Source organism: Tsukamurella conjunctivitidis (genome assembly GCF_007858475.1).
Classification (GTDB): Bacteria; Actinomycetota; Actinomycetes; order Mycobacteriales; family Mycobacteriaceae; genus Tsukamurella; species Tsukamurella conjunctivitidis.
The window spans coordinates 31066-57085 of the sequence record NZ_VIGX01000019.1 but is presented as its reverse complement, the minus strand read 5'-3'; the positions used below and the strand labels follow the sequence as shown (position 1 = coordinate 57085).

General features: G+C 72.9%; 27 protein-coding genes. 19 read left to right on the top strand and 8 right to left on the bottom strand.

Features of this window, described 5'->3' with window-relative positions; genetic code table 11:
* Positions 1-123: 123 nt before the first annotated feature.
* On the top strand, positions 124-1035 hold the full coding sequence (locus FK530_RS20930; protein ID WP_146488904.1) for an MBL fold metallo-hydrolase: 912 nt from the start codon (positions 124-126) through the stop codon (positions 1033-1035).
* Here the strand turns inward: FK530_RS20930 and FK530_RS20925 are convergent.
* From FK530_RS20925 to FK530_RS20915, 3 genes are read right to left on the bottom strand one after another with little or no spacing between them, the layout of a single operon-like run.
* Positions 1016-1669: a dihydrofolate reductase family protein gene (locus tag FK530_RS20925; RefSeq protein WP_146488903.1), complete on the bottom strand. Its 654-nt coding sequence runs from the start codon at positions 1667-1669 to the stop codon at positions 1016-1018. The genes FK530_RS20930 and FK530_RS20925 overlap by 20 nt on opposite strands.
* 20 nt (positions 1670-1689) lie before the next feature.
* The gene (gene purE, locus FK530_RS20920) at positions 1690-2196 is read right to left on the bottom strand and encodes a 5-(carboxyamino)imidazole ribonucleotide mutase (protein WP_191834295.1); all 507 of its coding nucleotides are present in this window, start codon (positions 2194-2196) and stop codon (positions 1690-1692) included.
* Positions 2189-3373: a 5-(carboxyamino)imidazole ribonucleotide synthase gene (locus FK530_RS20915; protein ID WP_223120735.1), complete on the bottom strand. Its 1185-nt coding sequence runs from the start codon at positions 3371-3373 to the stop codon at positions 2189-2191. The genes purE and FK530_RS20915 overlap by 8 nt, the downstream gene beginning before the upstream one ends.
* A gap of 159 nt (positions 3374-3532) precedes the next feature.
* On the opposite strand from FK530_RS20915, the gene FK530_RS20910 reads away from it, so the two are divergent.
* Together FK530_RS20910 and FK530_RS20905 are read left to right on the top strand one after the other, a co-directional pair.
* A complete protein-coding gene (locus FK530_RS20910) occupies positions 3533-4078 on the top strand; it encodes a GtrA family protein (RefSeq protein ID WP_146488900.1) in 546 nt (181 codons plus the stop codon).
* A gap of 11 nt (positions 4079-4089) precedes the next feature.
* The gene (locus FK530_RS20905) at positions 4090-5394 is read left to right on the top strand and encodes a sensor histidine kinase (RefSeq protein WP_146488899.1); all 1305 of its coding nucleotides are present in this window, start codon (positions 4090-4092) and stop codon (positions 5392-5394) included.
* 1 nt (position 5395) lies between these two features.
* Here FK530_RS20905 and FK530_RS20900 read toward each other — a convergent pair whose 3' ends face one another.
* From FK530_RS20900 to FK530_RS20885, 4 genes are read right to left on the bottom strand one after another with little or no spacing between them, the layout of a single operon-like run.
* On the bottom strand, positions 5396-6964 hold the full coding sequence (locus tag FK530_RS20900; RefSeq protein ID WP_146488898.1) for a GMC family oxidoreductase N-terminal domain-containing protein: 1569 nt from the start codon (positions 6962-6964) through the stop codon (positions 5396-5398).
* Positions 6965-7000: 36 nt separating this feature from the next.
* The gene (locus FK530_RS20895; RefSeq protein ID WP_146488897.1) at positions 7001-7687 is read right to left on the bottom strand and encodes a response regulator transcription factor; all 687 of its coding nucleotides are present in this window, start codon (positions 7685-7687) and stop codon (positions 7001-7003) included.
* A complete protein-coding gene (locus FK530_RS20890) occupies positions 7684-8229 on the bottom strand; it encodes a PH domain-containing protein (protein WP_146488896.1) in 546 nt (181 codons plus the stop codon). The genes FK530_RS20895 and FK530_RS20890 overlap by 4 nt, the downstream gene beginning before the upstream one ends.
* 3 nt (positions 8230-8232) lie before the next feature.
* Complete coding sequence (locus FK530_RS20885) at positions 8233-9036, bottom strand: biotin--[acetyl-CoA-carboxylase] ligase (RefSeq protein WP_316250503.1); 804 nt, start codon at positions 9034-9036, stop codon at positions 8233-8235.
* Between the two features lie 64 nt (positions 9037-9100).
* Between FK530_RS20885 and FK530_RS20880 the strand changes: the two genes are divergently transcribed.
* The 15 genes from FK530_RS20880 to FK530_RS20810 all read left to right on the top strand — a co-directional run bounded on the left by FK530_RS20880 (position 9101) and on the right by FK530_RS20810 (position 24627).
* Positions 9101-10756 (top strand): acyl-CoA carboxylase subunit beta, encoded by a 1656-nt coding sequence (locus tag FK530_RS20880; protein ID WP_146488894.1) that lies wholly within the window; start codon positions 9101-9103, stop codon positions 10754-10756.
* Complete coding sequence (locus FK530_RS20875) at positions 10753-11025, top strand: acyl-CoA carboxylase epsilon subunit (protein WP_146488893.1); 273 nt, start codon at positions 10753-10755, stop codon at positions 11023-11025. Before FK530_RS20880 ends, FK530_RS20875 begins: the two co-directional genes overlap by 4 nt.
* A 24-nt stretch (positions 11026-11049) precedes the next feature.
* On the top strand, positions 11050-11688 hold the full coding sequence (locus tag FK530_RS20870) for a Maf family protein (RefSeq protein WP_146488922.1): 639 nt from the start codon (positions 11050-11052) through the stop codon (positions 11686-11688).
* A gap of 265 nt (positions 11689-11953) precedes the next feature.
* Positions 11954-13195, top strand: coding sequence for a phthiocerol/phthiodiolone dimycocerosyl transferase family protein (locus FK530_RS20865; protein WP_146488892.1), 1242 nt, complete (start codon positions 11954-11956; stop codon positions 13193-13195).
* A gap of 33 nt (positions 13196-13228) precedes the next feature.
* On the top strand, positions 13229-14515 hold the full coding sequence (locus FK530_RS20860; RefSeq protein WP_146488891.1) for a phthiocerol/phthiodiolone dimycocerosyl transferase family protein: 1287 nt from the start codon (positions 13229-13231) through the stop codon (positions 14513-14515).
* Positions 14512-15225 (top strand): VC0807 family protein, encoded by a 714-nt coding sequence (locus FK530_RS20855; protein WP_231706740.1) that lies wholly within the window; start codon positions 14512-14514, stop codon positions 15223-15225. The genes FK530_RS20860 and FK530_RS20855 overlap by 4 nt, the downstream gene beginning before the upstream one ends.
* 1 nt (position 15226) lies before the next feature.
* Complete coding sequence (locus FK530_RS20850; protein ID WP_146488890.1) at positions 15227-16609, top strand: glycosyltransferase; 1383 nt, start codon at positions 15227-15229, stop codon at positions 16607-16609.
* A gap of 1 nt (position 16610) precedes the next feature.
* Positions 16611-17858: a phthiocerol/phthiodiolone dimycocerosyl transferase family protein gene (locus tag FK530_RS20845; RefSeq protein ID WP_146488889.1), complete on the top strand. Its 1248-nt coding sequence runs from the start codon at positions 16611-16613 to the stop codon at positions 17856-17858.
* Positions 17855-19129: a hypothetical protein gene (locus FK530_RS20840; protein ID WP_146488888.1), complete on the top strand. Its 1275-nt coding sequence runs from the start codon at positions 17855-17857 to the stop codon at positions 19127-19129. Before FK530_RS20845 ends, FK530_RS20840 begins: the two co-directional genes overlap by 4 nt.
* 70 nt (positions 19130-19199) lie before the next feature.
* Positions 19200-20105, top strand: a complete 906-nt coding sequence (locus FK530_RS20835; RefSeq protein ID WP_146488887.1) for a sulfurtransferase — start codon at positions 19200-19202, stop codon at positions 20103-20105.
* On the top strand, positions 20102-20521 hold the full coding sequence (locus FK530_RS20830) for a SufE family protein (RefSeq protein WP_146488886.1): 420 nt from the start codon (positions 20102-20104) through the stop codon (positions 20519-20521). The genes FK530_RS20835 and FK530_RS20830 overlap by 4 nt, the downstream gene beginning before the upstream one ends.
* Before the next feature lie 25 nt (positions 20522-20546).
* Positions 20547-22007, top strand: coding sequence for a condensation domain-containing protein (locus tag FK530_RS20825; RefSeq protein ID WP_146488885.1), 1461 nt, complete (start codon positions 20547-20549; stop codon positions 22005-22007).
* A 128-nt stretch (positions 22008-22135) separates the two neighbouring features.
* A complete protein-coding gene (locus tag FK530_RS20820; protein WP_146488884.1) occupies positions 22136-23947 on the top strand; it encodes an acetyl/propionyl/methylcrotonyl-CoA carboxylase subunit alpha in 1812 nt (603 codons plus the stop codon).
* Between the two features lie 4 nt (positions 23948-23951).
* Positions 23952-24179: a hypothetical protein gene (locus tag FK530_RS20815; protein ID WP_068570459.1), complete on the top strand. Its 228-nt coding sequence runs from the start codon at positions 23952-23954 to the stop codon at positions 24177-24179.
* Positions 24180-24222: 43 nt separating this feature from the next.
* Positions 24223-24627, top strand: coding sequence for a hypothetical protein (locus FK530_RS20810; RefSeq protein WP_146488883.1), 405 nt, complete (start codon positions 24223-24225; stop codon positions 24625-24627).
* Between the two features lie 9 nt (positions 24628-24636).
* Here FK530_RS20810 and FK530_RS20805 read toward each other — a convergent pair whose 3' ends face one another.
* Entirely contained in the window at positions 24637-25224 is a 588-nt protein-coding gene (locus tag FK530_RS20805; protein WP_146488882.1) for a helix-turn-helix domain-containing protein, read from the bottom strand.
* 145 nt (positions 25225-25369) lie between these two features.
* Between FK530_RS20805 and FK530_RS20800 the strand changes: the two genes are divergently transcribed.
* Positions 25370-25930: an NADPH-dependent FMN reductase gene (locus FK530_RS20800; RefSeq protein WP_146488881.1), complete on the top strand. Its 561-nt coding sequence runs from the start codon at positions 25370-25372 to the stop codon at positions 25928-25930.
* Positions 25931-26020 lie beyond the last annotated feature (90 nt).

The following is a 26020-nucleotide window of genomic DNA, read 5'->3' as shown; positions in this document are numbered from 1 at the left end:
GTCCGCGCTGATTGTATCCATGCCCCCTCCAGGGTCAGTTAGTCGCACGTAACCAATATTCGACGGGGTGCTTGTCCCCGGGGACAACGGGCGATCCTTCGACATGTGAACGAGAATCGGAGCATGACCTTCACGAGGACGATCGGCGCGGCACGGGTGGATCAGGTGACGGAGGTGGACCGGTGGGCGTTCCCGCCCGCCGAACTCTTCCCCGCGATCGAGGACGGCGCGGCCGAGGCCGCCGGAGTGGAACTCGGCGATGGATACATCGACCCGGAGAACGGCGACCTGCTACTCGCGATCCACACCTACGTGATCCGGCTCGGTGACACGACCGTCATCGTGGACACGGGAAACGGGAACACCAAGGAACGCCCGGTGCTGCTGGCACACCACATGTTCGACACCGATTTCCTCGCTCGCCTCGCCCGCACCGGCGTCGCGCCCGACGACGTCGACCTCGTGATCAGCACCCACCTGCACCCGGACCACTGCGGGTGGAACACCCGCCTCGTCGACGGGCAGTGGCGACCGACGTTCCCGAACGCCACCTACCTGTTCGCGCACACGGACCTGGACGCGCTGCGCACCCTCGCCGCGGGCGACGGTCATGCAGGAGTCCTCGCCGACCTCGCCCGCACCTACGCGGACAGCGTCGGCCCGGTCCTGCGCGACGGCCACTGGCGCACGGTCACCGAGGGCGAGGTCATCGCCGCCCACGACGGCACCGAGATCGTCGTGCTGGCCGCACCCGGCCACACAGACGGCCACCTGGCGATCGAGATCAGATCCGCGGACGCCGGCGCGATCATCGCGGGCGATGCGATCCACCACCCGATCCAACTGCGACACCCGGACCTCGTCCAGGGCGGCGACGCGGAGCCTCGCACGGCGCGGGCCACCCGCCAGGAACTCCTCCGACGGTGCGCCGACGAGGGCCTGCTCCTGATGCCGGCGCACTTCACCGAGCACGCGCCCTTCCGGGTGACGATCGGCGCCGACGACCGCCCGGCGATCAGCGCGGCAGACGGGTGAGGACGCGGTGCACGACGCCGCTGGGGCTGGCGGTGGATTCGATCGCGAACCGCTCCTGCAGGCCCTCCAGCCCGTCCCACAGCCGCTCGCCGCGGCCGAGAACGATCGGCACCTCGACCACGTGCAGGTGATCGATCAGGTCGGCGGCGAGGAATTCGCGCACCGTCGACGGTCCGCCGCCGATGCGGATGTCCTTGTCCCCGGCGATCTCCCGGGCGGCCGCGACGGCCTCGGCGGGTGAGGCGTCGAGGAAGCGGAACTCCACGCCGTCGCCGGTGGTGAACGCGGGCCGGGGGTGATGGGTCAGCACGATGATCGGCGTCGTGAAGGGCGTCTCCTCGCCCCACCAGCCGCGCCAGGACTCATCGGCGAGGACCTCGGGCGTCGGCGCGAACTTGCCGCGCCCCATGATCTCCACCCCGACGCCCTCGTCCCAGGCCTCGGAGAAGGCGTCGTCGACGCCCCGGGCCGCACTGGTCAGCCCGTGGATCGCGGCGCCCCGCCGCGTCCCGAAGAACCACGACATCAGCGATCCGCCGGCATGGCCGAAGGGAGCGTCTGTGGATTGATCGGCGCCCGTACCGAAGCCGTCCAGCGAGATCGCGAAGTTGTGCACCCGCACCTGTCCGCTCATGCGGATCAGACTATCCCCGATCAGCCCTCGAGGAGCTTGCGCCGCAGCGCCTCGTCCTTGTCCAGCACCATCTGCTCCAGGTCGGCCTGGAAGGCGGCCATCCGCGAGCGCAGCGCGGGGTCGGCGGCGCCGAGGATGCGCACGGCCAGCAGCCCGGCGTTGCGGGCGCCGCCCACGGACACCGTCGCCACGGGGATGCCGGCGGGCATCTGGACGATCGAGAGCAGCGAGTCCATGCCGTCGAGGTGCTTGAGCGGCACGGGCACGCCGATCACCGGCAGCGGAGTCGCGGAGGCGACCATGCCCGGCAGGTGCGCGGCGCCGCCGGCGCCGGCGATGATCACCTCGATGCCGCGGTCCGCGGCGCCCCTCGCGTAGTCCAGCATCCGCTGCGGCGTGCGGTGCGCGGAGACCACGCCCACCTCGAACCGGATACCGAATTCGGCGAGCGCCTCGGCGGCGGCCTCCATCGTCGGCCAGTCCGAGTCGCTGCCCATGATCAATCCGACGCGGGGTCCGTCAGCCATGCTCGCTCCATCCATCGGTCCACTCCGCGGTCGCCATCCAGTGCGCCGCGCGTTCCGCCCGCTCCCGCAGCTCCGCCACGTGATCGGGGTCGTTCCGGTCGCCGTCGCGGGCGCCGACGAGGTTCACGTGCCCGATCTTGCGGTCGGGCCGCCCCTCCTTGCCGTACATGTGCACGTGCACGTCGGGCATCCGCGCCATGAGGTGGTGCAGGCGCTCGTCGACGCTCATCGCGGGCTCCGACGGGGCGCCCAGCACGTTCGCCATGACGGTGAGCGGCGCGGTCGCGGCGGTGTCGCCGAGCGGGTAGTCGAGCACCGCCCGCAGGTGCTGCTCGAACTGGCTGGTCACGCAGCCGTTCATCGACCAGTGCCCGGAGTTGTGGGGGCGCATCGCGAGCTCGTTGACCAGCATCTCGCCCGACGGGGTCTGGAACAGCTCGACCGCCATCACGCCGACCACGCCCAAGGCGTTCGCCAGCCGCAGCGCGAGCGATTCGGCGAAGGACGCGTCCTCGTCGGAGAGGTTCGGCGCGGGTGCCAGCACCACCGCGCACTGCCCGTTGCGCTGCACGGTCTCCACGACGGGCCAGGTGGCGCCCTGGCCGAAGGGCGACCGCGCGACCATCGCCGACAGCTCGCGCGCCAGCTCGACGCGCTGCTCCGCCAGGAGCTGGACGCCGGCCGCGAGCTGCTCCTCCGCGACCGCGAGCGCCTCGGACAGGGTGTCCGGCAGCCACACGCCGCGTCCGTCGTAGCCGCCGCGGACGGCCTTGAGCACGACGGCACCGTCGAACCGCTCCCAGAAGGCCTCGACGTCGGCGACGGCGGTGATCTCGGCGAAGCCCGGCACGGGCGCGCCGAGCTCGGCCAGCCGGTGCCGCATCGCGAGCTTGTCCTGCGCGTACAGCAGCGCCTGCGGCGGCGGGTTGACCGTCACGCCCTCGGACTGCAGCTGCAGCAGGTGCTCGGTGGGCACGCCCTCGTGGTCGAAGGTCAGGGCGTGCGCCCCGGTCGCGACGCGGCGCAGGTCCTCGATGCGGTCGTGGTCGCCGAGCACGACATCGGCGCACACCTGCGGCGCGGGCTCGTCGGGCGCGGCGGCCAGGACCCGCAGCGACTGGCCCAGCGCGATCGCGGCCTGATGGGTCATGCGGGCCAGCTGACCTCCGCCGACCATCGCCACGACGGGCCGCGATCGGCGCGATTGAACATCACTCACCGGTCCATAATCGCAGGTCCTCGACAGTGCGCGGGTGCCCGGCACAGCGCGCGGCCCCGGTACCGACCGCGTCACACTCTCCGCGGTACTATTCACGGTTCCGTTAGAGTGGCGCACGTGGCATTCATCGAGGCGATTCTGGATCGCACCCCGGCACCGCTCCGCGGGCTCGTCATGCAGCACCACGAGTTGATCAAGTTCGCCATCGTGGGCAGCACGACGGCGGTCTTCGACCTCGCCATCTTCTACGGGCTCGTGCTGACGGTCCTCGACGACAAGCCGACCGTCGCCAAGGTCTTCTCCGGCGTCTGCGCCGTGATCCTGTCGTACATCCTCAACAGCGAGTGGAGCTTCAAGCACCGCGGCGGCCGCGAGAAGCACCACGAGGCGCTGCTCTTCTTCGCCATCTCGGGCATCGGCGTGCTCATCATGGCGGCGCCCATCTTCATCGCGAACAACTTCTTCGACCTGCGCAACGTCGACTCCAAGACCACGCTGATCATCGTCGACTTCGTACTCAACTACATCGTCGGCAACCTGCTGCAGATGGCCTTCCGCTTCTGGGCGCTGCGCCGCTGGGCGTTCCCCGAGGACATGCGCGACGCCCCGGATCAGGAGTCGATCCCCGACGACGAGACCCGCGGCGCCTCGGCCGACCGCTGAGCCTCCCGGGCGTGCGGCACCGGATCCTCCGCTCGACCATCGCGGTCGTCGCGGTCACGGGACTGTTCCTCGGCCTCCCGCTCATGTTCTACACGTGGCGCTGGCTCGACGACACGGCCCGCACCGATCTCCAGCACCGGCTGCAACGGGCGTCGTCGGCGATCCTCCTCCAGGAGCAACGCACCGGCGTGGTCGACGAACCGCCGGTCGAGGCGCTCCGCCTGCTGGTCCCGTCCGACGGCCGGCTGGTGCTCACCTACACCGATCGGACCGGGGCCCAGCGCGACCTCGCGGTCGGGCGGGGGCCCATCGAGCACGCGATGGTCGAGGGCACCTCGCTGGGTGATGCCGGAACGCTGCGGATCGAGCAGGACTACTCCGGCGTGCGCGACGATCAGTTCCGCGCGCTCAGCATCGAGTTGATCGTGATGGTGCTGTCGCTGACCGCGGGCGTCGTGGTCGCCGCGGTCACCGCGAGCCGCGTCGCCGACCCCGTGCAGGAGGTCGCGAACCGGGCGCAGCGCCTCGCGAACGGCGACTTCCGCCCCGATCCGCACCGGCACGGCATCGAGGAGCTCGACCGGGTGCTCGACGTGCTCGACACCGCGACGGTGGAGATCGCCGATCGCTTGCAGCGCGAGCGACAGATCGTCGGGGACGTCTCCCACCAGCTGCGCAGCCGCCTCACCGCGATCCACATCCGGCTCGACGAGCTCACCCTGCACCCGGATCCCGATGTGGTCTCCGAGGCGCGCGCCGCCCTCGACCAGGTCGACCGGCTCACCTCGTCCGTCGGCGACATGGTGAAGATGGCGCGGGTCGAGCGGTCGCCGCAGGGCACCGTCGACGTCCGGGGGGAGCTCACCCCCCTCCTCGCCGACCTGGAGCCGGCGTTCACTCGCGCCGGCCGCCGCCTCACGGTCCGCCCGTCCGACGGTCCGCCGCTCACCGCCCGGGCCACCGCGACCCGAACGCGGGAGGCCGTCGCGGTCCTCGTCGACAACGCGCTGGTCCACGGCCGCGGCGAGGTCACGGTCACGCTCGGCTCGGTCGGGGCGCACACGGTGCTCGTCACGGTCGCCGACGAGGGCTCGGGCATCTCCGACGGTGACGCGCAGCGCATCTTCCGGCGCGGCTACTCGGTGGGCGACGGCACGGGCGTCGGCCTAGCCCTGGCCCGCGCCTTCGCCGAGGCCGACGGGGGCCGACTGCAGCTCCAGAGCCGTAGGCCCACGACCTTCGCCCTGTTCCTCCCGGCCGCAGGGCCCGACGACGCCGCGGAACCCCGGGTCGCGCGCGAGCCCGAGCCCCGCTGACTCACGCCGCGCGGCGGGCGCGGTCCATCACGTACTCCGCGAACGCGGTGATCACCAGCGACGGATTGGCGCCGCAGGCGTTGCCGGGGTTGAGCGCACCGTCGACGATGCGGATCGCGGGATGGCCGTGCAGGCGACCGGCGGCGTCCGTCGCCAGCCCGATCGGGGCACCGCCGAGCAGGTGCGCGGTGAGGGAGACCGGGAGCCGCCCCGAGGAGAGCGCGATCGCCGGAGCGAGGCCGGGGACCACGGAACCCGGCAGCGGGGTGAGCGCGACGCCGCCGTTGGCCGCCGTCACCCGCTCGGCGACCCGCGCGGCCGCGGGTCCGGCATCGCGGGTCAGCGCGCCGGGCGGCACCACGAGTTCCGGGCGGCCCGAGGCGGTGCTCCACCTCGTCCGGTTCTCCCAGTCGACGCCGATCAGCAACGCCCCGACGGCCCCGCTGGGGATGCCGGTGCCGAGGTTCTCCACACGCATCGGCTGGTAGTTCGGGTCGTCGTCGACGAACGCCGAGGACACGATCGCCATCGGATCGAGCTGCGGCACGATCGCCGGCACGCGCGCCAGGAACTGATCGCAATTGTCCCCCACGCCGGTGCCCACGTGCTCGTTCATCCGGGTCAGGCCGCCCGCGAGCCGGGAGGCGAGCAGCAGTTCTGTCGTGCCGTACGCCCCGGCGCCCAGGTACAGCTCGCCGCACGTGAACGTGCGACGCCGGTCCACGGCACCGTCGGGCCGAAGGACCTCCACCTCGACGGCCAACCGGTCCCTCTCCTGCCGCACGGCCACGGCGCGGTGCAACGTCCGCAGGGCCACCCCTGCCGCGAGAGCGTCCCGCAGGTAGGTGGTGTCGAGACTGCGCTTGCTGCCGTTGCTGTTGCCGAAGCCGCACTCGCCGGCGATCGCCGACGCCCGGACCTCCCCGCGGAGCTCGCGCCGCACCACGCCCCAGTCGAAGGTGGACGCGAGGGGCGAACACGGCATGCCCGCGCGGGCCATCATGGCGTCGAAGACGCGGACCGAGGCGAACGGCGCGCTCGCCCGGACATCGCCGGGGATCGGTTCCGCCCGCAGCCTGCGCAGCGCGCGGGGCACGTACTCGCCGCTCAGCTCCCGGTACGACGGGCCCGCCCGGAAGACCTTGTCGTAGTAGCGCGGATGCGGCGCGACGGTGGCGCCGCAGTAGACCACCGATCCGCCGCCCACCACAGCGCCGTTCACCTCGGCCACCGAGCCGAGCAACTTGGTCTCGAGCACTCCGGTCCGGCCGAACTGCGGCGCCCACAGCGCCCGCGGGTCGGTGATGTCCGTCCCCGGCGCGAAGGTCGCGGCACGGTCGTCGTGCGGGAACGACCGACCCCGCTCGAGGACGAGTGTGTCGACGCCGGCCGCGCCGAGGCGCGCCGCCGCGACGGCGCCCCCGAAGCCGGTGCCGATCACAATGGCCGCGTAGTGGGTCCGGTCGGGAGCGGCGCCGGCGCGCCCGGGCAGGGCGGCCACGGCGATCGCGGCGGCGGCGCCGGCAAGCGCGGCGCGACGGTTCAGAACTGGGCCGGCTGCATTTCGCACCCGCGGATCATACGTTGCGATCGCAACGCGCGATCCCTACTCCGCGTCGAAGCGGAAGCCCACGCCGCGGACGGTGACGATGCGGCGCTGCGCGCCGGTGTCGTCGCCGATCTTGCGGCGCAACCAGGAGATGTGCATGTCGAGGGTCTTCGAGCCGCGCAGGTCGGAGTCGCCCCAGACGTCGGCGAGGATCTCCTCGCGGGAAAGGAGGCGCCCGGCGTGCTCCATGAGGAAGCGGAGCAGCTCGAACTCCTTGTTCGCGAGGGCGACGTCGGCGCCGTCGACGGTGACCCGCCGTGCCGTCGCGTCCAGCCGGATGCCGCCGGCCTCCACGACCTCGGGCGCGTCCTGCGCCGGGGAACTGCGCCGCAGCAGCGCGCGCGTGCGGGCCATCAGCTCGAACATGCGGAAGGGCTTGCCGACGTAGTCGTCGGCGCCGGCGTCGAGACCCACCACGAAGTCCATCTCATCGGTGCGGGCCGTCAGCATGAGCACCGCGAGCTCGGGCCGGGCGGAGCGGACCTCGCGGCACACCTCCAGCCCGTCGAGCTCGGGCAATCCGAGGTCCAGGATGAGCAGCGCGTACTCCTCGCCCAGAGCGCGCCGCAGGGCATCGGTGCCCGTATCGGCGACGGTCACCTCGTAGCCCTCGCGCGAGAGCGCGCGGGCCAGCGGCGATGCGATCGCCTCGTCGTCCTCGGCCAGGAGCACCCGCGTGGTCATGACCGCCGAGGGTACTCCGCCGAGTAGCCGCCGCGGCCCCGGTCGTCGTCCGCGTCGTCCAGCGCGTCCACGAGCAGCGCGTGCGTGGCGGCGATCCGCGGCACGTCGGGGAAGTCGAGCGGGTCCTCGCCCGCGGATTCGACGGTGAGCACGCCGCTGCGCAGCATGCGGTCGACCAGCCTCTGGTGGTACTGCACCGAGTTGATGCGGCGCAGCGGGATGTCGATGCCCCGCCGGCGCAGGATGCCCGAGCGGAACATGATCCGCAGGTCCGTGACCACGAGATGCGTCGCGCGCCAGACCGCCCACGGCCGGGCCGTCCACCAGCCGACGACCGCCAGCCAGACCACGACGATCGCCAGCAACAGCCAGTCGGGCAGCGCCCCGTCGAGCCTGGCGCGGCTGAGCAGGCCCAGCGCGACGCCCGCCGCGGCGCACGCGGCGAACAGGACCAGCACCGGCACGATCATCCGGGTGGCGTGCGGCCGCGTGTGGAGCAGGATCCGCTCGTCGTCGACGAGGGCCTTCGCCGGGAAGCCCACGCCTCAGGCCGGCCGCAGGTGGGTCACGTCGCCGGCCGAGAGCACGTGGCGCGCGCCCGCCTCGTCCGCGACCACGATCCGGCCCTCGGCGTCGACGTCGACCGCGGTGCCGCGCAGCACCTCGTCGGCGGGGAGCGAGACCGTCACGGCCTGGCCGACGGTGACGCAGGCGGCCAGGTACTCGGCGCGGGCCGCGGCGGGATCGTCGGTCCAGGCGGCGAGGCCGGCGTCGAGGTGCCGCAGGTAGGCGATCGCGAGCGCGGTGCGGTCGGGGTCCTCGGCGCCCGCCAGCTGCAGCGAGGTGGCGGTCTCGACGGGGACGTCGGCCGCGGCAAGCGTCGTGTTCAGGCCCGTGCCGATCACCGCGACGAGCGCGCCGCCGGGCCCGGTGGCGAGCTCGGAGAGGATGCCGGCCGTCTTCCCGCCCCGCTTGCCGGGCTCGGCCTCGAGCAGCACGTCGTTCGGCCACTTGAGGCCCGCGCGCAGGCCCGTCACCTCGCGTACGGCCGCGACGGCGGCGACGCCGGTGACCAGCGACAGCCAGCCCGCGCGGGGCGCCGCGGCGGCGGGCACCGCCACCGTCACGGAGAGGGACAGCTGGGTGCCGGCCGGCGCCGACCAGGGGCGCAGGTGGCGGCCGCGGCCCGCGGTCTGGACGTCGGCGATGAGCACGCGCCCGGGCTCGTCACCGGCGCGGACGCCGTCCGCGAGGTCGGCGTTGGTGGAGCCGGTGGTGGGTACCACCGACACCTCGTGCCAGCGCGTGCCGCGCACGGCATCGGCGATCACCGTTTGATCGGGGAGCACCACGACCTCCTCCATCGATGGGCAGTGCGGTTCCGGACCGACTCTATTGGTTAGAGTCGGTTCTATGACGAGTGCCTCCACCACCGACGGCGCCTCCGGCGCCGGCAACAACGCTGACGCCGAGCCCAGCATCCACACCACCGCCGGCAAGCTGGCGGCCTTCCGCAAGAAGGACGCCGAGGCGATGGCCCCGATGGGCCCGGCGGCGATCGAGAAGGTGCACGAGAAGGGCCGCCTGACGGCCCGCGAGCGCGTGCTCGCGCTGCTCGACGAGGGTTCGTTCGTGGAGCTGGACAAGCTGGCCCAGCACCGCTCGACCAACTTTGGCATGGCGGCGCGGCGCCCCGTCGGCGACGGCGTGGTGGCCGGCTACGGCACCATCGACGGCCGCGAGGTGTGCGTCTTCAGCCAGGACTCGACCGTCTTCGGCGGCTCGCTGGGCGAGGTCTACGGCGAGAAGATCGTCAAGGTCATGGACCTGGCCACCAAGACGGGCCGCCCGCTGGTCGGCATCATCGACGGTGCCGGCGCGCGCATCCAGGAGGGCGTCGTCTCGCTCGCCCTGTACTCGCAGATCTTCTTCCGCAACACGCAGGCCTCGGGCGTCATCCCGCAGATCTCCGTGGTGATGGGCGCGGCCGCCGGCGGCCACGTCTACTCCCCCGCGCTGACCGACTTCGTGGTGATGGTCGATCACGAGAGCCAGATGTTCATCACCGGCCCGGACGTCATCAAGTCCGTGACCGGCGAGGAGGTCACGAAGGAGGAGCTGGGCGGCGCCCAGACCCACATGACCAAGTCGGGCACCGCGCACTACGTCGCGTCGGGCGAGCAGGACGCGCTGGACTACGTCCGCGAGCTGCTCACCTACCTGCCCTCGAACAACCGCGCCGAGGCCCCGCGCTTCGTGCCGACGGACCCCCTCACCGGCTCGATCGAGGACTCGGTGAACGACGAGGACCGCGAGCTGGACACGCTGATCCCGGACTCGCCGAACCAGCCGTACGACATGCACGAGGTCATCCGCCGCCTGCTCGACGACGACGAGTTCCTCGAGATCCAGCCGCAGCGCGCGATGAACATCATCGTGGGCTTCGGCCGCGTCGACGGCCGCAGCGTCGGCATCGTCGCGAACCAGCCCACCCAGCTGGCCGGCTGCCTCGACATCGACGCCTCCGAGAAGGCCGCCCGCTTCGTGCGCTTCTGCGACGCCTTCAACATCCCGATCGTGACCCTGGTCGACGTGCCCGGCTTCCTGCCCGGCACCGGCCAGGAGTACGACGGCATCATCCGCCGCGGCGCGAAGCTGCTCTACGCCTACGGCGAGGCCACGGTCCCGAAGATCACCGTCGTGACCCGCAAGGCCTACGGCGGCGCTTACTGCGTCATGGGCAGCAAGGACATGGGCGCCGACATCAACCTCGCGTGGCCCACCGCCCAGTTCGCCGTGATGGGCGCGAGCGGCGCCGTCGGCTTCGTCTACCGCAAGGAGCTGGCCGAGGCCGCCGAGAAGGGCGAGGACGTCGAGGCCCTGCGCCTGACGCTGCAGCAGGAGTACGAGGACACCCTGGTCAACCCGTACGTGGCGGCCGAGCGCGGCTACGTCGACGCCGTGATCCCGCCCTCGCACACCCGCGGCCAGATCGTCACGGCGCTGAACATGCTCGAGCGCAAGGTGGTCGCCACCCTGCCCAAGAAGCACGGGAACATCCCGCTGTGAGCGCGAACGACAAGCCCGTGGAGGCCAGCGCCGCCGACGTCGAGAAGCTGCGCGCCGCCATCCGGTTCGAGAAGGGCAACCCCTCGGACGCGGATGTCGCCGCCGTGGTCGCGGTGCTCGCCGCGGCCACCGGCTCGGCGCCGCAGACGGGCCCCGAGGGCCCGAAGTCGTTGTGGGGCGATGTCCGCGATCGGATGCGCCCGCAGTACTTCAACGGCCCCAACGCCTTCACCAGCCAGACGCCGGTCTTCTGGACCAAGGGGTCGTAGCTCATCGCCGCTCCCGTGCGCCTCGTGCTCGCGTCGGCCTCGCCGGCGCGGCTGTCGGTGCTGCGCGCCGCCGGGACGTCCCCGTTGGTCTCGGTGTCCCAGGTCGACGAGGACGCGATCCTCGCCGACCTGGGCCCGGACGTCGCGCACGAGGACGCCGTCGCGGCCCTCGCGCGGGCCAAGGCGCAGGACGTGGTGGACCGGATCATCGCCGAGGGGCCGCTGCCCGGCCGTGCCGTGGTGATCGGCTGCGATTCGATGCTCTCCATCGACGGCGAGCTCGTCGGCAAGCCGCACACCCCCGAGGTGGCCGCCACGCGCTGGCGCGCGATGCGCGGGCGCACGGGCCGCCTCCTCACGGGACACTGCGCCATCCGGCTCGACGACGGTGCCGTGGCCGGCCCCGGCAGCACCGTCAGCGGCACGCGCGGCACGACGCTGCGGTTCGGCGCACCGTCGGACACGGAGATCGACGCCTACGTCGCGACGGGCGAGCCGCTCGAGGTGGCCGGGGGCTTCACCCTCGACGGGCTCGGCGGCTGGTTCGTCGAGGGCCTCGAGGGCGATCCGAGCTCGGTGATCGGCATCTCGCTGCCGTTGACCCGGCAGCTGCTCGCCGAGCTGGGCGTCTCGCCCGTCGAGCTGTGGTCCGACCGAGCCTGATCTTCACCATCTCGGACGTGGTGGACTTCACAGGATTCTGTGCACTGTTCGTGTAATCATCTCGTTAACGGCGAGCAATCACAGCGTTTCCGCAGCTCGGTGCCACACTCGAAGTTTCCATCACGTACGCCGTTCGAGCTGCAAGAACACCGAAGTATCCACCCCGCACGGCATCCGCCAACCCTGGTCAAGGGTCCGGGAGCGTGACGAGCGACACCACTCCTTCGCCTCGCGAAGGGAATGGACGGCGTCTTAGCGTCTTCCCATGACCACGACGCTTCGTCCCCTCGCCTCGTCCGAGATCGGGTTCGTGGGCCCGCATCCCACCACGTGCGCCTTCGAGCTGACCGTGCGCGGCCCGCTGGACTCCGACGCATTGTCCGACGCCTTCGCCGCGCTGCGCGCCGAGCACCCCGCGCTCGACGCCGCGGTCGCACCCACCGCCGACGGCCACGCCTTCGTCCCGCCCGTCGGCGGTGCCACCCGCACCGACGGTCCCGGCGACCCCCTGGTCGACCCCACCGCGGCGCTCGCCCGTCTGCACGTCACCTCGTTCGGCGACCGGCACCGCGTCGCGCTCGCCGTCAACCACGCCCTCGCCGACGGCACCCACCTGTACGCCCTCCTCACGCGGCTCTGGTCGCACTACACAGCGCTGGTGCGCACCGGCGCCACGGACCCGGGGACGCCGCAGCCCTTCCCCCGGTCGGCGCAGCGGATCCTCGCCGACCTCGACGTGCCGAAGGTCAGCACCGGCCGCGCCCGCCTCGACGGTGCGCGGTGGTACGGCAGCGCGCCCGTCCTCGGCCCGCGCGCCGGCGACGCGGTGCTCCCCGAGACCGTCTCGCTGCGCTTCTCCCCCGACACCACCGCGGGGCTGCTCGCGGCCGCCGAGGGCATCGGCCTGAACGCGCTGCTCTCCGGGATCCTGCTCACCGCCGAGCGGGCCGGCTTCCTCGACGAGGATCCGGCGGCGCCCGTGCGGATCGGCGCGATGACGCTCGTCGATCTCCGTCGCCGGGTGCGCCCGATGCTCGATCCCACCGAGGTGACCAACTTCGTCGGCGCGTCGTACGCCGCCGTCGAACTGACCGCCGCCTCCGACCCCGCCGTCGTCGGCGAGGACCTCGCCCGCACGGTGCGCCGGGACGTCCGGGGCGGGCGCGCCCTCACGGCGCTGGCGCGCGCCGCCGGAGCGGGCGAAGTGCCCGAGCCGCCGGTGGTGCTCAGCAACCTGGGCCCGCTCGACGTGGAGCTGCCCGACGGGCTGGTCGCCGAGGACCTGCGCCCCGTCCTGTCGATGGACTCCTCGGCGCTCCACGTGCCCGACGGTCCGCGGCGCCCCGCCCCGTCGGCCACGATCCACCAGGTCTCGACCTTCCGCGGCCGCCTCGGGATCGAGGCGATCACCCTCGGCGGCACCGCCTCCGCTGCGGCACGCACCGCCGTCGCCGACCGCATCGACGCCCTCGTCCACGCCGCCGCCCGCCGCGCCCCCGCGGCCTGATCCGCCGCCCCGCCGTCCGAACAGGAGCCGCTCATGCAGAACCACCGCGCACTCACCTTCTCCGAGGCCTCCTTCGTGCGCCCCACCTCGCGCGAGGTGATCGGCACGTCGTTCGAGTTGCGGGGCGTCGTCGACGGCACCGCACTGCGGTCCGCCTTCAGCGCCCTGCTCGAGGAGTACCCCGTGCTCGCGGCGCGCATCGTGCACGTCAAGGGCCGCCCGCACTTCGCCCCGGGCGACGCCGCCGTCGCCGCCGCGATCGGCTTCCGCGACAGCACCGCGCCGTGGACCGGCTACGAGCAGACGCCGCCGTGGTTCGTCGGCTCCGAGCAACTGGCGGCCCTGTCGCTCACCGGGATCGGCGAGCGCCACCGCCTGACCCTGTGGGCCAGCCACGCGGCGACGGACGGGTCCGGCATCGTCGCGATCGCGGCCCGGCTGTTCGAGCTGTACACCGCGCTCGCCAGCGGTGCGACGCCGATCATCCGGCGCGCCAACGACTTCCCGGCGGAGCCGCACCTGGTGATGGCGGCGCGCGGGCATCTGCCGGAGGAGCTCGATTACGAGGAACGGCTGGCGGGTACCGTCTGGCACGGCGCGGTACCGACGGAGTTCCCCGCGGAGCCGGGCCCGGACGTGGACGACGCGCTGCGCGTCCGGTTCGGTGCGTCCGAGACCGCGGCGCTGGCCGCCGCGGCGCGTGCCCACGGCGTCTCACCGCACGCGCTGGTGAGCGGTCTCATCGCGCGGGCCGAGCTCGGCGAGTGCGCGGAGGGAGCGGCGGTCGCCCTGCTGACCCCGGTCGACTTCCGCGGCCGGATCGACCCGCCGATCCCGCTGCGCTCGGTGACCGCGCTCTGCGGCTTCTCCTACGTGGCGGTCGGCGACGCCCCGACCGAGGAGATCGCGCGCACCGTCGCCGACCGGATCCGCGCGGACGTCCGCGACGGCACGGTGCTGCGGACCGCGGTGAGCCCGATGCCGGATCCGCGGACCCGGCGCCACGGGCCGCCCGTCCTCATCAGCAACCTGGGCGAGGTACCCGCACCGGTCACCCCGGCGGGCCTCGACGTCCTCGACTTCCACGCGCAGATCGTCCGCAGCGCGTCCGGGATCCGCGAGTACGCGAAGGGCCACGACGGGGACGGCGTTCCGGCCGCGCCGATCGGCTCCTCCTACCTCGTCTCCACCTTCGGCGACCGGTTGTCGGTCGAGCTGCGGGTGCTCCCCGGCACGCTCGACGGGGCGGTGCGGCGCCGGCTCCTCGAGCGGATCGAGGACGGCGCGCACCGGCTGGTGGCGATCGGAACCGCCGCATGACGGTCCCCCTCGCCGACACCGAATCGCCACCCGCCCCGCCGGTGGCGCTGCTCGTCGACGTCGCGCTCCAACTGGGCGTGTACTTCTCGCTGCGCTACCTGGTCGGCACCGGCCAACTCGTCGCGCTGGTCGTCGGCACCACCCTCGTCGCCCTGCGGATCCTCCTCCGGACCCTGGTGCGCCGCGCGACCGACCCGCTGGAGCTGTTCACGCTCACCCTGCTGGCCGCCTCGATCACCGCCGCCGCGATCTCGGGCAGCCCGCGGGTGATCCTGTTGGTGGAGACGGCCATCGGCGCGCTCATGGCCGTCGCGATCGCCGCCGGGCTGGTCCTGCGGCGGCCGGCCGTCGCGACCCTCATGATGCGGCTCACGGTGCGCGGCGAGACGGCCCGGGCCCAGCGATGGAACCGCCGCGTCCGGACCGAACGCCGCTGCGTCCGGGCGCTCCGCGCCGTCGACCCGCTGTGGCTCGTGGCGGTCGTGCTCAGTACCACCGCCTCGATCACCGCGGCGCTCGGCCTGCCGATCGATTACGCCGTGGTCGCCTGTCAGGTGATCCCACTGCTCGTCGCCCTGCCCGTGCTGCCGCTCACGCTGCTGCTCCTGCGCCCCGTCCGGAACGCGCTCGCCGCCGCCCCGGAGGGTGCCGTCCCGGCCCCCGTGCCCCCTCGAACCGAGCTCCACCCGACCGTCGAAAGGACGAACTGACATGAAGGTCTGCATCCTCGCCATGGGGAGCCGCGGCGACGTCCAGCCGACGATCGCGATCGGGTTGGCGCTGCGCGCCCGCGGGCACGACGTGACCATCGCCGCGATGGGCGACCCCCTGGTGCGCCTCATCCGTTCGGCCGGGCTCGACGCGCACCGGCTCAACGACTTCGTGCCGGACTACGACGACGACTACCGCGACGTGATCCACCGGCCCGTCGAACGGATGCGGGCTTACGGGCGCTGGCTGATCCGCAACATCGCCACCATCTCGCGCGAGACGGAGATCGTCTGCCGTGACGCCGATGTGGTGCTGACCCATTCGGACGCCGTCGATTTCGCGCTCCCGATCAGCCGGCGCAGCGGCGCGAGCATCATCAGCTACCGGTTCTTCCCCGGCACCACGAACAGCGTCTACCCGATGACGCAGTACACGCCGGCGGGCCTGACCAGCGACGTGCTCTCCCGCTCGCCCCGGATGGTCAAGCGCGCGACCTGGGCCCTCGGCGACTCGTTCACCTGGACGCACGTCCGGGCCGCCGTGAACTTCCATCGGATGTCGGTCGGCGAGGCCCCCTACCGGTCGCGCCGCGCGAAGAACCGCGACGCCAACGAGATCGTCGACCTGCAGCTCTACGACCCCGCGCTCACCCCCGACCTGGTCCCCGAGTTCAGCCGGACCCGGCCGATGCTCGGCTTCCTCGAGGTCCCGGCCGACGCCTGGCTGCGCCAGGGTGAGCAGAAGCGCACGGACGCCGACCTCATGGCCTGGCTCACGGAGGGCGACGCCCCCATCTACTGGGGCTTCGGCAGCATGCGCATCGCGGACCCCGACGGCATGGCGCGCACCTTCGCCCGGGTCTGCGCCGAGCGCGGCCGCCGCGGCCTCATCGTCGCCGGGTGGAGCGATCTGGTCGGCGCCGACCTGGGCGAGCACATCCGCGTCGTCGACGAGGTGGTGCACGCGGAGGTGCTGCCGCACTGCGCCGCCGCCGTCCACCACGGCGGGGCCGGCACCACCGCCGCATCGCTGCGGGCGGGCCTGCCCACGCTGATCTGCCCGGTGCTCGCGGACCAGCCCTTCTGGGGCGCGCGCGTCACCGACCTCGGCGTCGGCGCGTGCCTGCCGATGCGCAACGTCACCGCCGAACGGCTGCACGCCGCCTTCGACCTGCTGCTCGCCCCGGCCACCCGCCGCCGCGCCCAGCGGATCTCGTCCCTGATCGACCTGGGCGACATCCCCGCTCGGCGCGCCGCGACGATCATCGAGTCGATCGCCGAGGACGACGGGGTCGATGTGCGGACGATCGCGCCGGTCACGGCGCCCGACACCGTCGACTTCGACACCGCCTCGGTGGTCTCGCTCGCCGGACTGGAGGTGTGAGATGCCCCGACGCGCCCTGACCCCGCTCGAGATCCCCTACGTGCTCACGGGAACCACCTCCAGCGGCAGCTTCGTGGTCCGCGGCCCGGTGGTGGCGGACCGCCTGGCCGGGGCCTTCGCCTCGCTGCGCCGCGAGTACCCGGTCCTCGCGGGCCGGATCGAGGCGCACGCCTTCGGATTCGACCTCGTCGCCCCGGACTCCCCGCCCGAGCAGGACGCCGCCGCGATCCAGGTGGAGCTGCGCCCCTTCGTCCCGGGCGACGTCCGGCTCGGCGTCGACGTCGAGAACGCCGTTTCCGCCGTGCAGCTCGTCTCGGACGGCGAGCTGCACCGGGTGACCCTCGGTGTGAGTCACGCGGTCGCCGACGGCGCACATGCGCTGTACCTCAATCTGCGTCTGTGGGAGCTGTACTCGGGCGCCGAGGCCGCGGCCCCCGCCGGGCTCCCGGCCGCGCCGACGGACCTGGCGGATCGCCTCGCGGCGGCCTCCTCGCCGGCGCCGTCCGTGGTGGAGGTCGTCCCGACCGCGTCGGTGCCGACGCCCGCCGACGTCGACGCCGGCGACTTCGCCTTCGACCGGATCCGGCTCGACGCCGCCACGACCGATGCCCTGCGGCGCCGGGCGAAGGAGGCGGGTCTGAGCGTCCACGGCCTGCTCGCCGGGATCATCGTCGCCGCGGAGCGGGCCGAACTCGACCGCCCCACCGACGAGGCGGTACCGCTGGCCGTCTTCAGCCCGGTCGACCTGCGGGCCCGCGCGGAGCCCGCCGTCCCCGCCGCGGCGGTCACGAACTTCGCCGGCTCGTCGACCGTGCCCGTCGCGGTGCGGGGCGACTCCGCTCCCGAGGAGATCGGCCGCGCGGTCCTCGACCGGCTCCGTACCGACCTCGCGGACGGCACGGTCGCCGCCGCGCTCGCCGGCTCCGCGCCGGTGACGGTGAGCGGCGGGGTCCCGGTGCGGCTGAGCAACATCGGGGCGATCCCTGCGCCGTCGACGCCGGACGGGGTCACCGCCGTGGACTTCCACACCAGCTCGGAGGTCGACATAGACCGGGTCCGCGTCCTGGTCCGGAACGCCCCGCCCGAGGCCCTCGCCCCGCTGGTCGGGCTGCATCACCACGCCTTGACCTTCGACGGACGGCTCTCGATCGAGCTGCGGCACGCCCCGGGCACCCTGGCGCCCGCGGCCGCCCGCCGGATCCGGGACCGGATCGAATCCGGCCTCGTCGGCGCCGGAGCGGCCGCATGACGGCCGACCTGCTCGCCTTCGTCGACCAGGGCGCGGCCTCCGGTACCCGTGCGACCGGCCGCAATTCGCTCATCCAGGTGGTCTGGGTCTACGACGACGGGGTCGACGCCGCGGGCCTCGAGCGGTTCCGCACCGCCCTCACGAGCGGGCTGTTGGGGCGGCGGATCGCGCACTCACCGCTGCCCTTCGGACGGGACCGCTGGGTGGCCACGACGGCCGCGCCGCGGATCGCCGTCGAGGCCTCTCCGCGGCCGCGGGCGGCGATCGACGACTGGCTCGACGAACGGGCCGCCGCGCCGATCGACCCGTGGTCGGGGCCGGGCTGGCATCTCGGGGTGCTGCCCCTGACCGACGGCGGTTCCGCTGTCACGCTGGTGGTCTCGCACGTCCTCGCCGACGGCGTGGGCACCGCGACCGCCGTCGCCGAGGCGGCGCTGGGCGCCTCGCGCGAGCTGCCCTACCCGCGGGAGGCCGCTCCCCCGCTTCGTGCCGCACGGCGCGACGCCGCACTGGCGGCGCGCGAACTGCCGGCCGCGGCGCGCGCGGCGGCGACGGCGGCCCGCCTCGCCCGCGGGCGCCTCGAGCACGACGGGCCGCCCCGCGCGTACCCCGTCGGCCCGGATCGCTGGACCGCCGTGCACCTCGACCGCGAGGGCCTCGCGGCCCGCGCCGCCGAGTCCGGCGGCACCGAATCGACCCTGCTGTTCCGGGCCACCGCACGGATCGCCGCCGCCCTCGGCTGGGTGCGGCCCGACGGGCGGGCCGCGCTGGGCCTGTCGGTGAACCGGCGCGAGGAGGGCGACCTGCGCGGCAACGCGATCGTCGACGCCGAACTCCTCGTCGATCCCACGGCGGGCCCCGAGGGAGTGGTGGCTCTGCGCGCCGACGTCAAAGGGGTCCTGGGCGCGCTCCCGGACGCCGGGCGCTACGACGCCTTCGGCCCGCTCCTGACGCTGCTCCCCCGTCGCACGCTGGCGGCGCTCATCGACGCGCCGCCCGATCCGGCGCACCCGGTGACGACCTGCGCGGGCGTCGGCGCCCTGCCCGCGCCGGTCCGCGCCCCCGACGGCACCCCGGCGGACCGCACGTGGTTCCGCCTGGCGTGGTCGTCGCTGCCCGGCCGGGTGCCGGGGCCGCGGCCCCCGTACCTGTACGTCGGGTGGACCGGCACCGAGTCGGAGATGTCGCTGTTCGCCGCGACCAACCTCGCCGCCGCCGCGGACCTGCGCGGGGTGGTCGAGGAGGCGGTCCACGAGTACGCCGTCCGCTGAGGCCGGGCGCACACCGCCCGACGGGGTCGCCGCGGCGCGCCCGGAGCGTGTGGAGGCTAGGCTGGCGGACGTGGCTATCGAGACCGATCCGAGCGCGGAACTGCAGGACTACGCACACCCCGAGCGCCTCGTCACCGCGGACTGGCTGAGCGGGCACCTCGGTGTCCCCGGCCTGAAGGTGATCGAGTCCGACGAGGACGTGCTCCTCTACGACATCGGGCACATCCCGACGGCGCAGAAGGTGGACTGGCACCTGCACCTGAACGACCCGGTGACCCGCGACTACATCACCGGTGAGCAGTTCGCGGAACTGATGCGCGCCAAGGGCATCAGCCGCGACGACACCGTGGTGATCTACGGCGACAAGTCCAACTGGTGGGCCGCCTACGCGCTGTGGGTGTTCACCCTCTTCGGGCACCCGGACGTGCGCCTGCTCGACGGCGGCCGCGACAAGTGGATCAGCGACGCCCGCGACGTCTCGCTGGAGCAGCCGGAGTACCCGCGCAGCGACTACCCCGTCGTCGAACGCGACGACTCGGTGATCCGCGCCTTCGCCGATGAGGTGCGCGCCGACATCGGGCGCCGCGCGCTCGTCGACGTACGGTCGCCGCAGGAGTACACGGGCGAGCGCACGCACATGCCCGACTACCCGGAGGAGGGGGCCCTGCGCGGGGGCCACATCCCCACCGCGGTGTCGATCCCGTGGGCGAAGGCGGCCCGGCAGGACGGCCGGTTCCTCCCGCACGCCGACCTCCTCGAGGTCTACGGCGGCCTGGACCCGCAGGCGCCGGTCACGGCGTACTGCCGCATCGGCGAGCGCTCGAGTCACACGTGGTTCGTGCTCACCCACCTGCTGGGTTTCTCGGACGTCCGCAACTACGACGGATCCTGGACGGAGTGGGGCAACACCGTCCGCGCGCCCATCGCGCGCGGCGAAGACCCCGGCGCTGTGCCGGGCGCGGCGTCGACCTCATGACGGCCGGCCTCCCCGCGCCGCTGGCGGAGATCGTCGACGACTTCGCGGGCGTCGGTGAGCAGGACCGCCTCGAACTGCTGCTGGAGTTCTCGCGCGAGCTGCCCGAGCTCCCCGAGCATCTGACGGCGGCGGCGATGGAGCCGGTTCCGGAGTGCCAGTCGCCGCTGTTCCTCGACGTCGACGCTTCGGATCCCGAGTCGGTGCGGCTGTACTTCAGCGCGCCGCCCGAGGCGCCGACCACTCGCGGCTTCGCGTCGATCCTGGCGCAGGGCCTCGACGGGCAGCCGGCCGCGGCGATCATCGCCGTGCCGGACGACTTCCACCACGCCCTCGGCCTCGACTCCGTGGTCAGCCCGCTGCGGCTGCGCGGCATGTCGGCGATGCTCGCCCGCATCAAGCGCCGGCTCGCCGGATAACCCGGCCCTTCGAGCGAGCCCGCCAATGCAATTCACCGAGCTGGACGCGTACCCGCTGCGCCCGGGTGAACTGCGCAACTGGATCCCCACGACGGGCCCGGCGGCGCGGTGGCGCGACGACCCGCGCGCCACGTCGCACGTCCACGAGGCCCACCTGCGGGGCGCGCAGGCGGTGCTGCGACGCCGGCACATCGACGGCGGCCGCGAGTCGTGGCTGGGCCTCGGCGTCGAGTTCGACGAGCCGCTCTCGATCCCGGGGCTGCGGACCGCGCTCCGGGCGTGGATCGACCGCCACGAGGTGCTCCGGACGCACGTCTTCCTCGAGGACGGCCGGCCGCGGCGCCGGAGCGCGCAGACCGCCACCGTCGACCTGCGGGTCAAGGTGATCGGCACCTACCGGTCGACGGGGCCCCTCGCCGAGCAGCTGCTCGGCGAGTTCGACCGGGCCACCGCGCCGCTGACCTGGCCCGCCTACATGTTCTCGACGGTGGCGCGGGAGGACTCCTTCACGCTGTTCTTCGCCGCGGATCACTCCCTGCTCGACGGCTACTCGCTGATCCTGAGCCCGTACGAGCTGCGGGAGTTCTACCGGGAGGCGGTGCACGCCGATGCGCCGCGCCTACTGCCCACCGGCAGTTACGTCAACTACTCGGACACCGACCGGCAGTCGGCGGACCGGGCCGGCGCGAGCCACCCCGCGGCGCAGATGTGGGACGAGTACCTCAGCGAGACCGGCTTCAAGCCCGATCCGTTCCCGATGCCGCTGCTCCCGCTCAGCGCGAAGGTGCTCGCCGACGAGACCCGGGCGGCGCTGAGCCGCGACCCCGACGGGGTGCCGCGCCTGCCGCAGGGGGCGCTGAACTTCCACCTGCTCGACGACGACCGGTCCAACAACTTCACCCGCGTCTGCTCGGAATCGGGCGCCTCGCTCGTGACGGGCGTCCTCGCCTGCATGGCGAAGATCAACACGGACCTGGGCTTCGGCCCCGTCTTCCGGTGCGCCGTCACGCGCCACACGCGGGACGCCGAGCAGTGGATCGCGGCCTTGGGCTGGTTCGTGGGCATCGCGCCGTTCCGGCTCGACACCACCGGCACGCGCACCTTCGGCGAGCTGGCGCAGCGGGCGCAGGCGGCATGGAAGCACTCCAAGATCGGCAGCACCCTGCCCTACCTGCGCATCGGCGAGGTGCTCGCGGACGAGCCGGGCCGCTCCCAGGCGCCGCCGCCGCGCTTCGTCGTCTCCTTCATGGACACCCGCTCCGCTCCGGGCTCGGACGTCAACGACATGGGCGGCGCCGCGGCGCTGCGCTCGCGCGACTACTCGATCGACGACGTCTACCTGTGGATGCTGCGCACTCCGTCCGGTCTGCACGTGGCGGCGCGGTTCCCCGGCTTCGACACGGCACGCCGGAGTGTCACCCTGTACCTCGGCGCGCTACGTTCGTTGGTGACCGAAATAGGCGATGCGACGGTTACTCGTGGGTAACCGAACCCGCGAGGGGACTGTCGGCTGCGCCACAAGTGAGTAGGCATACACTCGTCAGGAGTTGCGCCCGGACGGGACATGTAAGGGCGGCGCGCCGCTGCGCGCCGCAACGGAACGAGGAGACTTGAGTGGCAGCCCACGCTGACAAGAAGATCGAGAAGGTACTCATCGCCAACCGCGGTGAGATCGCCGTCCGCGTCATCCGCGCCGCCCGGGACGCCGGCCTGACCAGCGTCGCCGTGTACGCCGAGCCCGACGCCGACGCCAAGTTCGTGCGGCTCGCCGACGAGGCCTTCGCCCTGGGCGGCCAGACCTCGGCCGAGTCCTACCTCGTCTTCGACAAGATCCTCGACGCCGCGCAGAAGTCGGGCGCCGACGCGATCCACCCCGGTTACGGCTTCCTGTCCGAGAACGCCGACTTCGCGCAGGCCGTCATCGACGCGGGCCTGACCTGGATCGGCCCGTCGCCGGCCTCGATCCGCGACCTGGGCGACAAGGTGACCGCGCGCCACATCGCCGAGCGCGCGAACGCGCCGATGGCGCCGGGCACCAAGGACCCGGTCAAGGACGCCGACGAGGTCGTCGCCTTCGCGAAGGAGTACGGCGTGCCCGTCGCCATCAAGGCGGCGTTCGGCGGCGGCGGCCGCGGCATGAAGGTCGCGTACACCATCGAGGAGATCCCCGAGCTGTTCGAGTCGGCGACCCGCGAGGCCGTCGCGGCCTTCGGCCGCGGCGAGTGCTTCGTGGAGCGCTACCTGGACAAGGCCCGCCACGTCGAGGCCCAGGTCATCGCCGACCAGCACGGCAACGTCGTGGTCGCCGGCACGCGCGACTGCTCGCTGCAGCGTCGCTTCCAGAAGCTGGTCGAGGAGGCGCCCGCGCCGTTCCTCACTGAGGAGCAGCGCACCGCCATCCACGAGTCGGCCAAGCGCATCTGCCGCGAGGCGGGCTACTACGGCGCGGGCACCGTCGAGTTCCTCGTCGCGGCCGACGGCCTCGTCAGCTTCCTCGAGGTCAACACCCGTCTGCAGGTCGAGCACCCGGTCACCGAGGAGACCGCGGGCATCGACCTCGTGCGCCAGCAGTTCCGCATCGCCGAGGGCAAGGAACTGACGATCACGGAGGACCCCACTCCCCGCGGTCACAGCTTCGAGTTCCGCATCAACGGCGAGGACGCCGGACGCGGCTTCCTGCCCGCCCCCGGTCCGATCAGCGTGTACCGCGAGCCCACCGGCCCCGGCGTGCGCGTCGACTCCGGCGTGGATCAGGGCGATGTCATCGGCGGCCAGTTCGACTCGATGCTCGCCAAGCTCATCGTGACCGGTGCGACCCGCCAGGAGGCGCTGGAGCGCTCGCGGCGCGCGCTCGCCGAGTTCGAGGTCGAGGGCCTCGCGACGGTCATCCCGTTCCACCGCCACATCGTCTCCAACCCGGCCTTCGTCGGCGACGAGAACGGTTTCGAGGTCTACACCAAGTGGATCGAGACCGACTGGGAGAACCCGATCGAGCCGTACACCGGTGGCCAGGCCATCGAGGAGGACGACTCGCTGCCGCGCCAGAACGTGGTCGTCGTCGTCGACGGCCGTCGCGTCGAGGTCTCGCTGCCCGGTGAGCTCTCGCTCGGCGGTGGCGGCGGCGCGGCCGGCGGTGCCGGCGTGATCCGCCGCAAGCCGAAGGCGCGCACCCGCGACCGCGGCGCCGGCGTCGCCGCTACCGGCGACTCGGTGACCGCGCCCATGCAGGGCACCGTCGTGAAGGTGGCCGTCGAGGACGGCCAGCAGGTCAGTGCCGGCGACCTCGTCGTCGTGCTCGAGGCCATGAAGATGGAGAACCCGGTCGCCGCGCACAAGGACGGCATCGTGACCGGCCTGGCCGTCGAGCCCGGCACCGCGGTCACGCAGGGCACCGTGCTGCTCGAGATCAAGTCCGACGAGGCCTGATCACGTGGATCCGGTCGGCCTGAACGTCGGGGCGTGGTACCTCACGGAACTGCGCCCCGACGCCTGGCTGGCCGACGAGGCCTACGCCTGGGCGGTGCGCGTGAACACCACCGGCGACTCGATCGGCGAGGTCGTCCTGCACCCGTCCGGGGCGGTCACCGTCGACGGACCGGACAGCGAGGGCCTGCGCACCGCACGCGCCGCGGTGGAGCGGTTCGGCGCGTCGCTCTAGCGAAATCCCGGTGCGGGCGCGCGCGACGGGCGATGATCGACGCATGGCGAGAAAGCCGGAGCCCCCGAAGGCCCCACCCAGCATCAGCGAATCGGTCAACGACCTGGTCGACTCCGTCCGCGCGGCCGCCGGCAAGGCGATGGACAACACCGGGCGCACCGTCACCAGCGTCGGCAAGCTCAGTACCATCCCGCCCGACACGATCGAGCTGATCGCCGAGCTGCCGAAGGTGATGCTCGCGATGGCCGACATGATCGAGCGCGCCAACAACGTCATCGACCGGGTCGAGCGGCTCACCGCCGTCGCCGATCCGGCCCTCAACACGCTCGACGCCGTGTTGCCGCCCCTCGTCGACGTGACCAACAAACTCAGCGACGTGCAGCGCGGCGTCAACAAGCTGCCGGGCGTCAGTCACCTCCGCAAGGCCACCGGCCTCAGCAACGAGTGACCTGGAGGCTCACTCCGGTCCGCCGGCCCTGCTCACGTGGTGCGCGCGTTCGCCCTGCGGGCCGTAGATGCCGAGGTATTCCACCGGCTGCCCGTCGGCGCTGCCGAACCAGTGCGGCAACCGGGTGTCGAACTCGATCACCTCGCCGGGCTTGACGACCATCTCCTTCTCGCCGAGGATCAGGCGCAGAGCGCCGTCGAGCACGTACACCCAGTGGTAGCCCGGGTGCGAGACCGGCGTCGGCGCGACCCCCTCGCCCGGTCGCGGCCGGATGACCTCCTTGAACGTGCGCAGCCCGCCCGCCCGCCGGGTGAGCGGCACGACGGTGCGGTCGCCGTGTCGGACCGGCTTCAGTCGCACGCGCGGGTCACCGGTCTCGGGCGCGTCGACGAGCTCGTCGAGCGGCAGGCCGTAGGTGCGCGCGAGCGGCAGGAGGAGCTCGAGGGTGGGCTTGCGGGTGCCGCCCTCGAGCCGAGACAGGGTGCTCACCGAGATGCCCGTGGCCTCCGCCACCGCTGTGAGGGTGATGTCCCGCTCCTGCCGGATCGCCCGCAGCCGGGGGCCGACGTGGGCCAGTACCGGATCGTCGTCGTTCATGACCGCCATTGTGCCGTCACGCGCAGGGGGCAACGAGTGCGCCGCCGAACGGGCCGGACCGACCGTCCTGGTAGCGGACCACGGTCCGCTACGTTACGGTGGGGTCGACGCCCGAGCGGGCGGCAACCCCGTCGAAAGGACCCCCATGAAGATCGGCATCATCCTCGGCTCCATCCGCGACGGCCGCAAGGCCGAGCAGGTCGGCCAGTGGGTCGCCGCGGCCGCCGCGGCGCGCGACGGCGTCGAGGTCACCGTGCTGGACCTCAAGGAGTTCGACGTCCCGCTGCTGACCTCCGCCACCGTGCCGGGCGCCGCGAACCGGCAGTACGACAGCGCCGCGGTCACCGCGTGGGGCGAGGCCGTCGACGCCCAGGACGGCTTCGTCTTCGTCACCCCCGAGTACAACCACTCCATCCCGGGCGCGTTCAAGAACGCCTTCGACTCCATCGGCCCGGAGTGGGCGGGCAAGACGGTCGGCTTCGTCGCCTACGGCGCTGACGGCGGCGTGCGCGCCGTGGAGCACTGGCGCCAGATCACCGCGAACTTCTCCATGGTCGACGCCCGCGCCCAGGTCAGCCTCGGCCTGTTCACCGACTTCGACGGCGAGGGCGCGTTCGCCCCGATCGACCGCCGCCCGGCCGAGCTCGCCGCGCTGCTCGACGAGCTGACCGCCACCACCGAGCGTCACCTGGTCGCCGCCCGCTGACCTCCCCCGCGCCGGGCCCGATCCCGCCGGGGCCCGGCGCGCGAGCGCCGAATCGATTAGGCTCGCAATCGTCACACGACGAGCGGGGAG

Bases quoted from the DNA above. Each gene is read 5' to 3' on its own strand.
- FK530_RS20895 (WP_146488897.1), bottom strand. From the start codon at position 7,687: ATGACCACGCGGGTGCTCCTGGCCGAGGACGACGAGGCGATCGCATCG.
- FK530_RS20825 (WP_146488885.1), top strand. From the start codon at position 20,547: ATGCAATTCACCGAGCTGGACGCGTACCCGCTGCGCCCGGGTGAACTG.
- FK530_RS20830 (WP_146488886.1), top strand. From the start codon at position 20,102: ATGACGGCCGGCCTCCCCGCGCCGCTGGCGGAGATCGTCGACGACTTC.
- FK530_RS20800 (WP_146488881.1), top strand. From the start codon at position 25,370: ATGAAGATCGGCATCATCCTCGGCTCCATCCGCGACGGCCGCAAGGCC.
- FK530_RS20880 (WP_146488894.1), top strand. From the start codon at position 9,101: ATGACGAGTGCCTCCACCACCGACGGCGCCTCCGGCGCCGGCAACAAC.
- FK530_RS20930 (WP_146488904.1), top strand. From the start codon at position 124: ATGACCTTCACGAGGACGATCGGCGCGGCACGGGTGGATCAGGTGACG.
- FK530_RS20860 (WP_146488891.1), top strand. From the start codon at position 13,229: ATGCAGAACCACCGCGCACTCACCTTCTCCGAGGCCTCCTTCGTGCGC.
- FK530_RS20845 (WP_146488889.1), top strand. From the start codon at position 16,611: ATGCCCCGACGCGCCCTGACCCCGCTCGAGATCCCCTACGTGCTCACG.
- FK530_RS20915 (WP_223120735.1), bottom strand. From the start codon at position 3,373: ATGGTCGGCGGAGGTCAGCTGGCCCGCATGACCCATCAGGCCGCGATC.
- FK530_RS20810 (WP_146488883.1), top strand. From the start codon at position 24,223: ATGGCGAGAAAGCCGGAGCCCCCGAAGGCCCCACCCAGCATCAGCGAA.
- FK530_RS20850 (WP_146488890.1), top strand. From the start codon at position 15,227: ATGAAGGTCTGCATCCTCGCCATGGGGAGCCGCGGCGACGTCCAGCCG.
- FK530_RS20840 (WP_146488888.1), top strand. From the start codon at position 17,855: ATGACGGCCGACCTGCTCGCCTTCGTCGACCAGGGCGCGGCCTCCGGT.
- FK530_RS20855 (WP_231706740.1), top strand. From the start codon at position 14,512: ATGACGGTCCCCCTCGCCGACACCGAATCGCCACCCGCCCCGCCGGTG.
- purE (WP_191834295.1), bottom strand. From the start codon at position 2,196: ATGGCTGACGGACCCCGCGTCGGATTGATCATGGGCAGCGACTCGGAC.
- FK530_RS20925 (WP_146488903.1), bottom strand. From the start codon at position 1,669: ATGAGCGGACAGGTGCGGGTGCACAACTTCGCGATCTCGCTGGACGGC.
- FK530_RS20865 (WP_146488892.1), top strand. From the start codon at position 11,954: ATGACCACGACGCTTCGTCCCCTCGCCTCGTCCGAGATCGGGTTCGTG.
- FK530_RS20805 (WP_146488882.1), bottom strand. From the start codon at position 25,224: ATGAACGACGACGATCCGGTACTGGCCCACGTCGGCCCCCGGCTGCGG.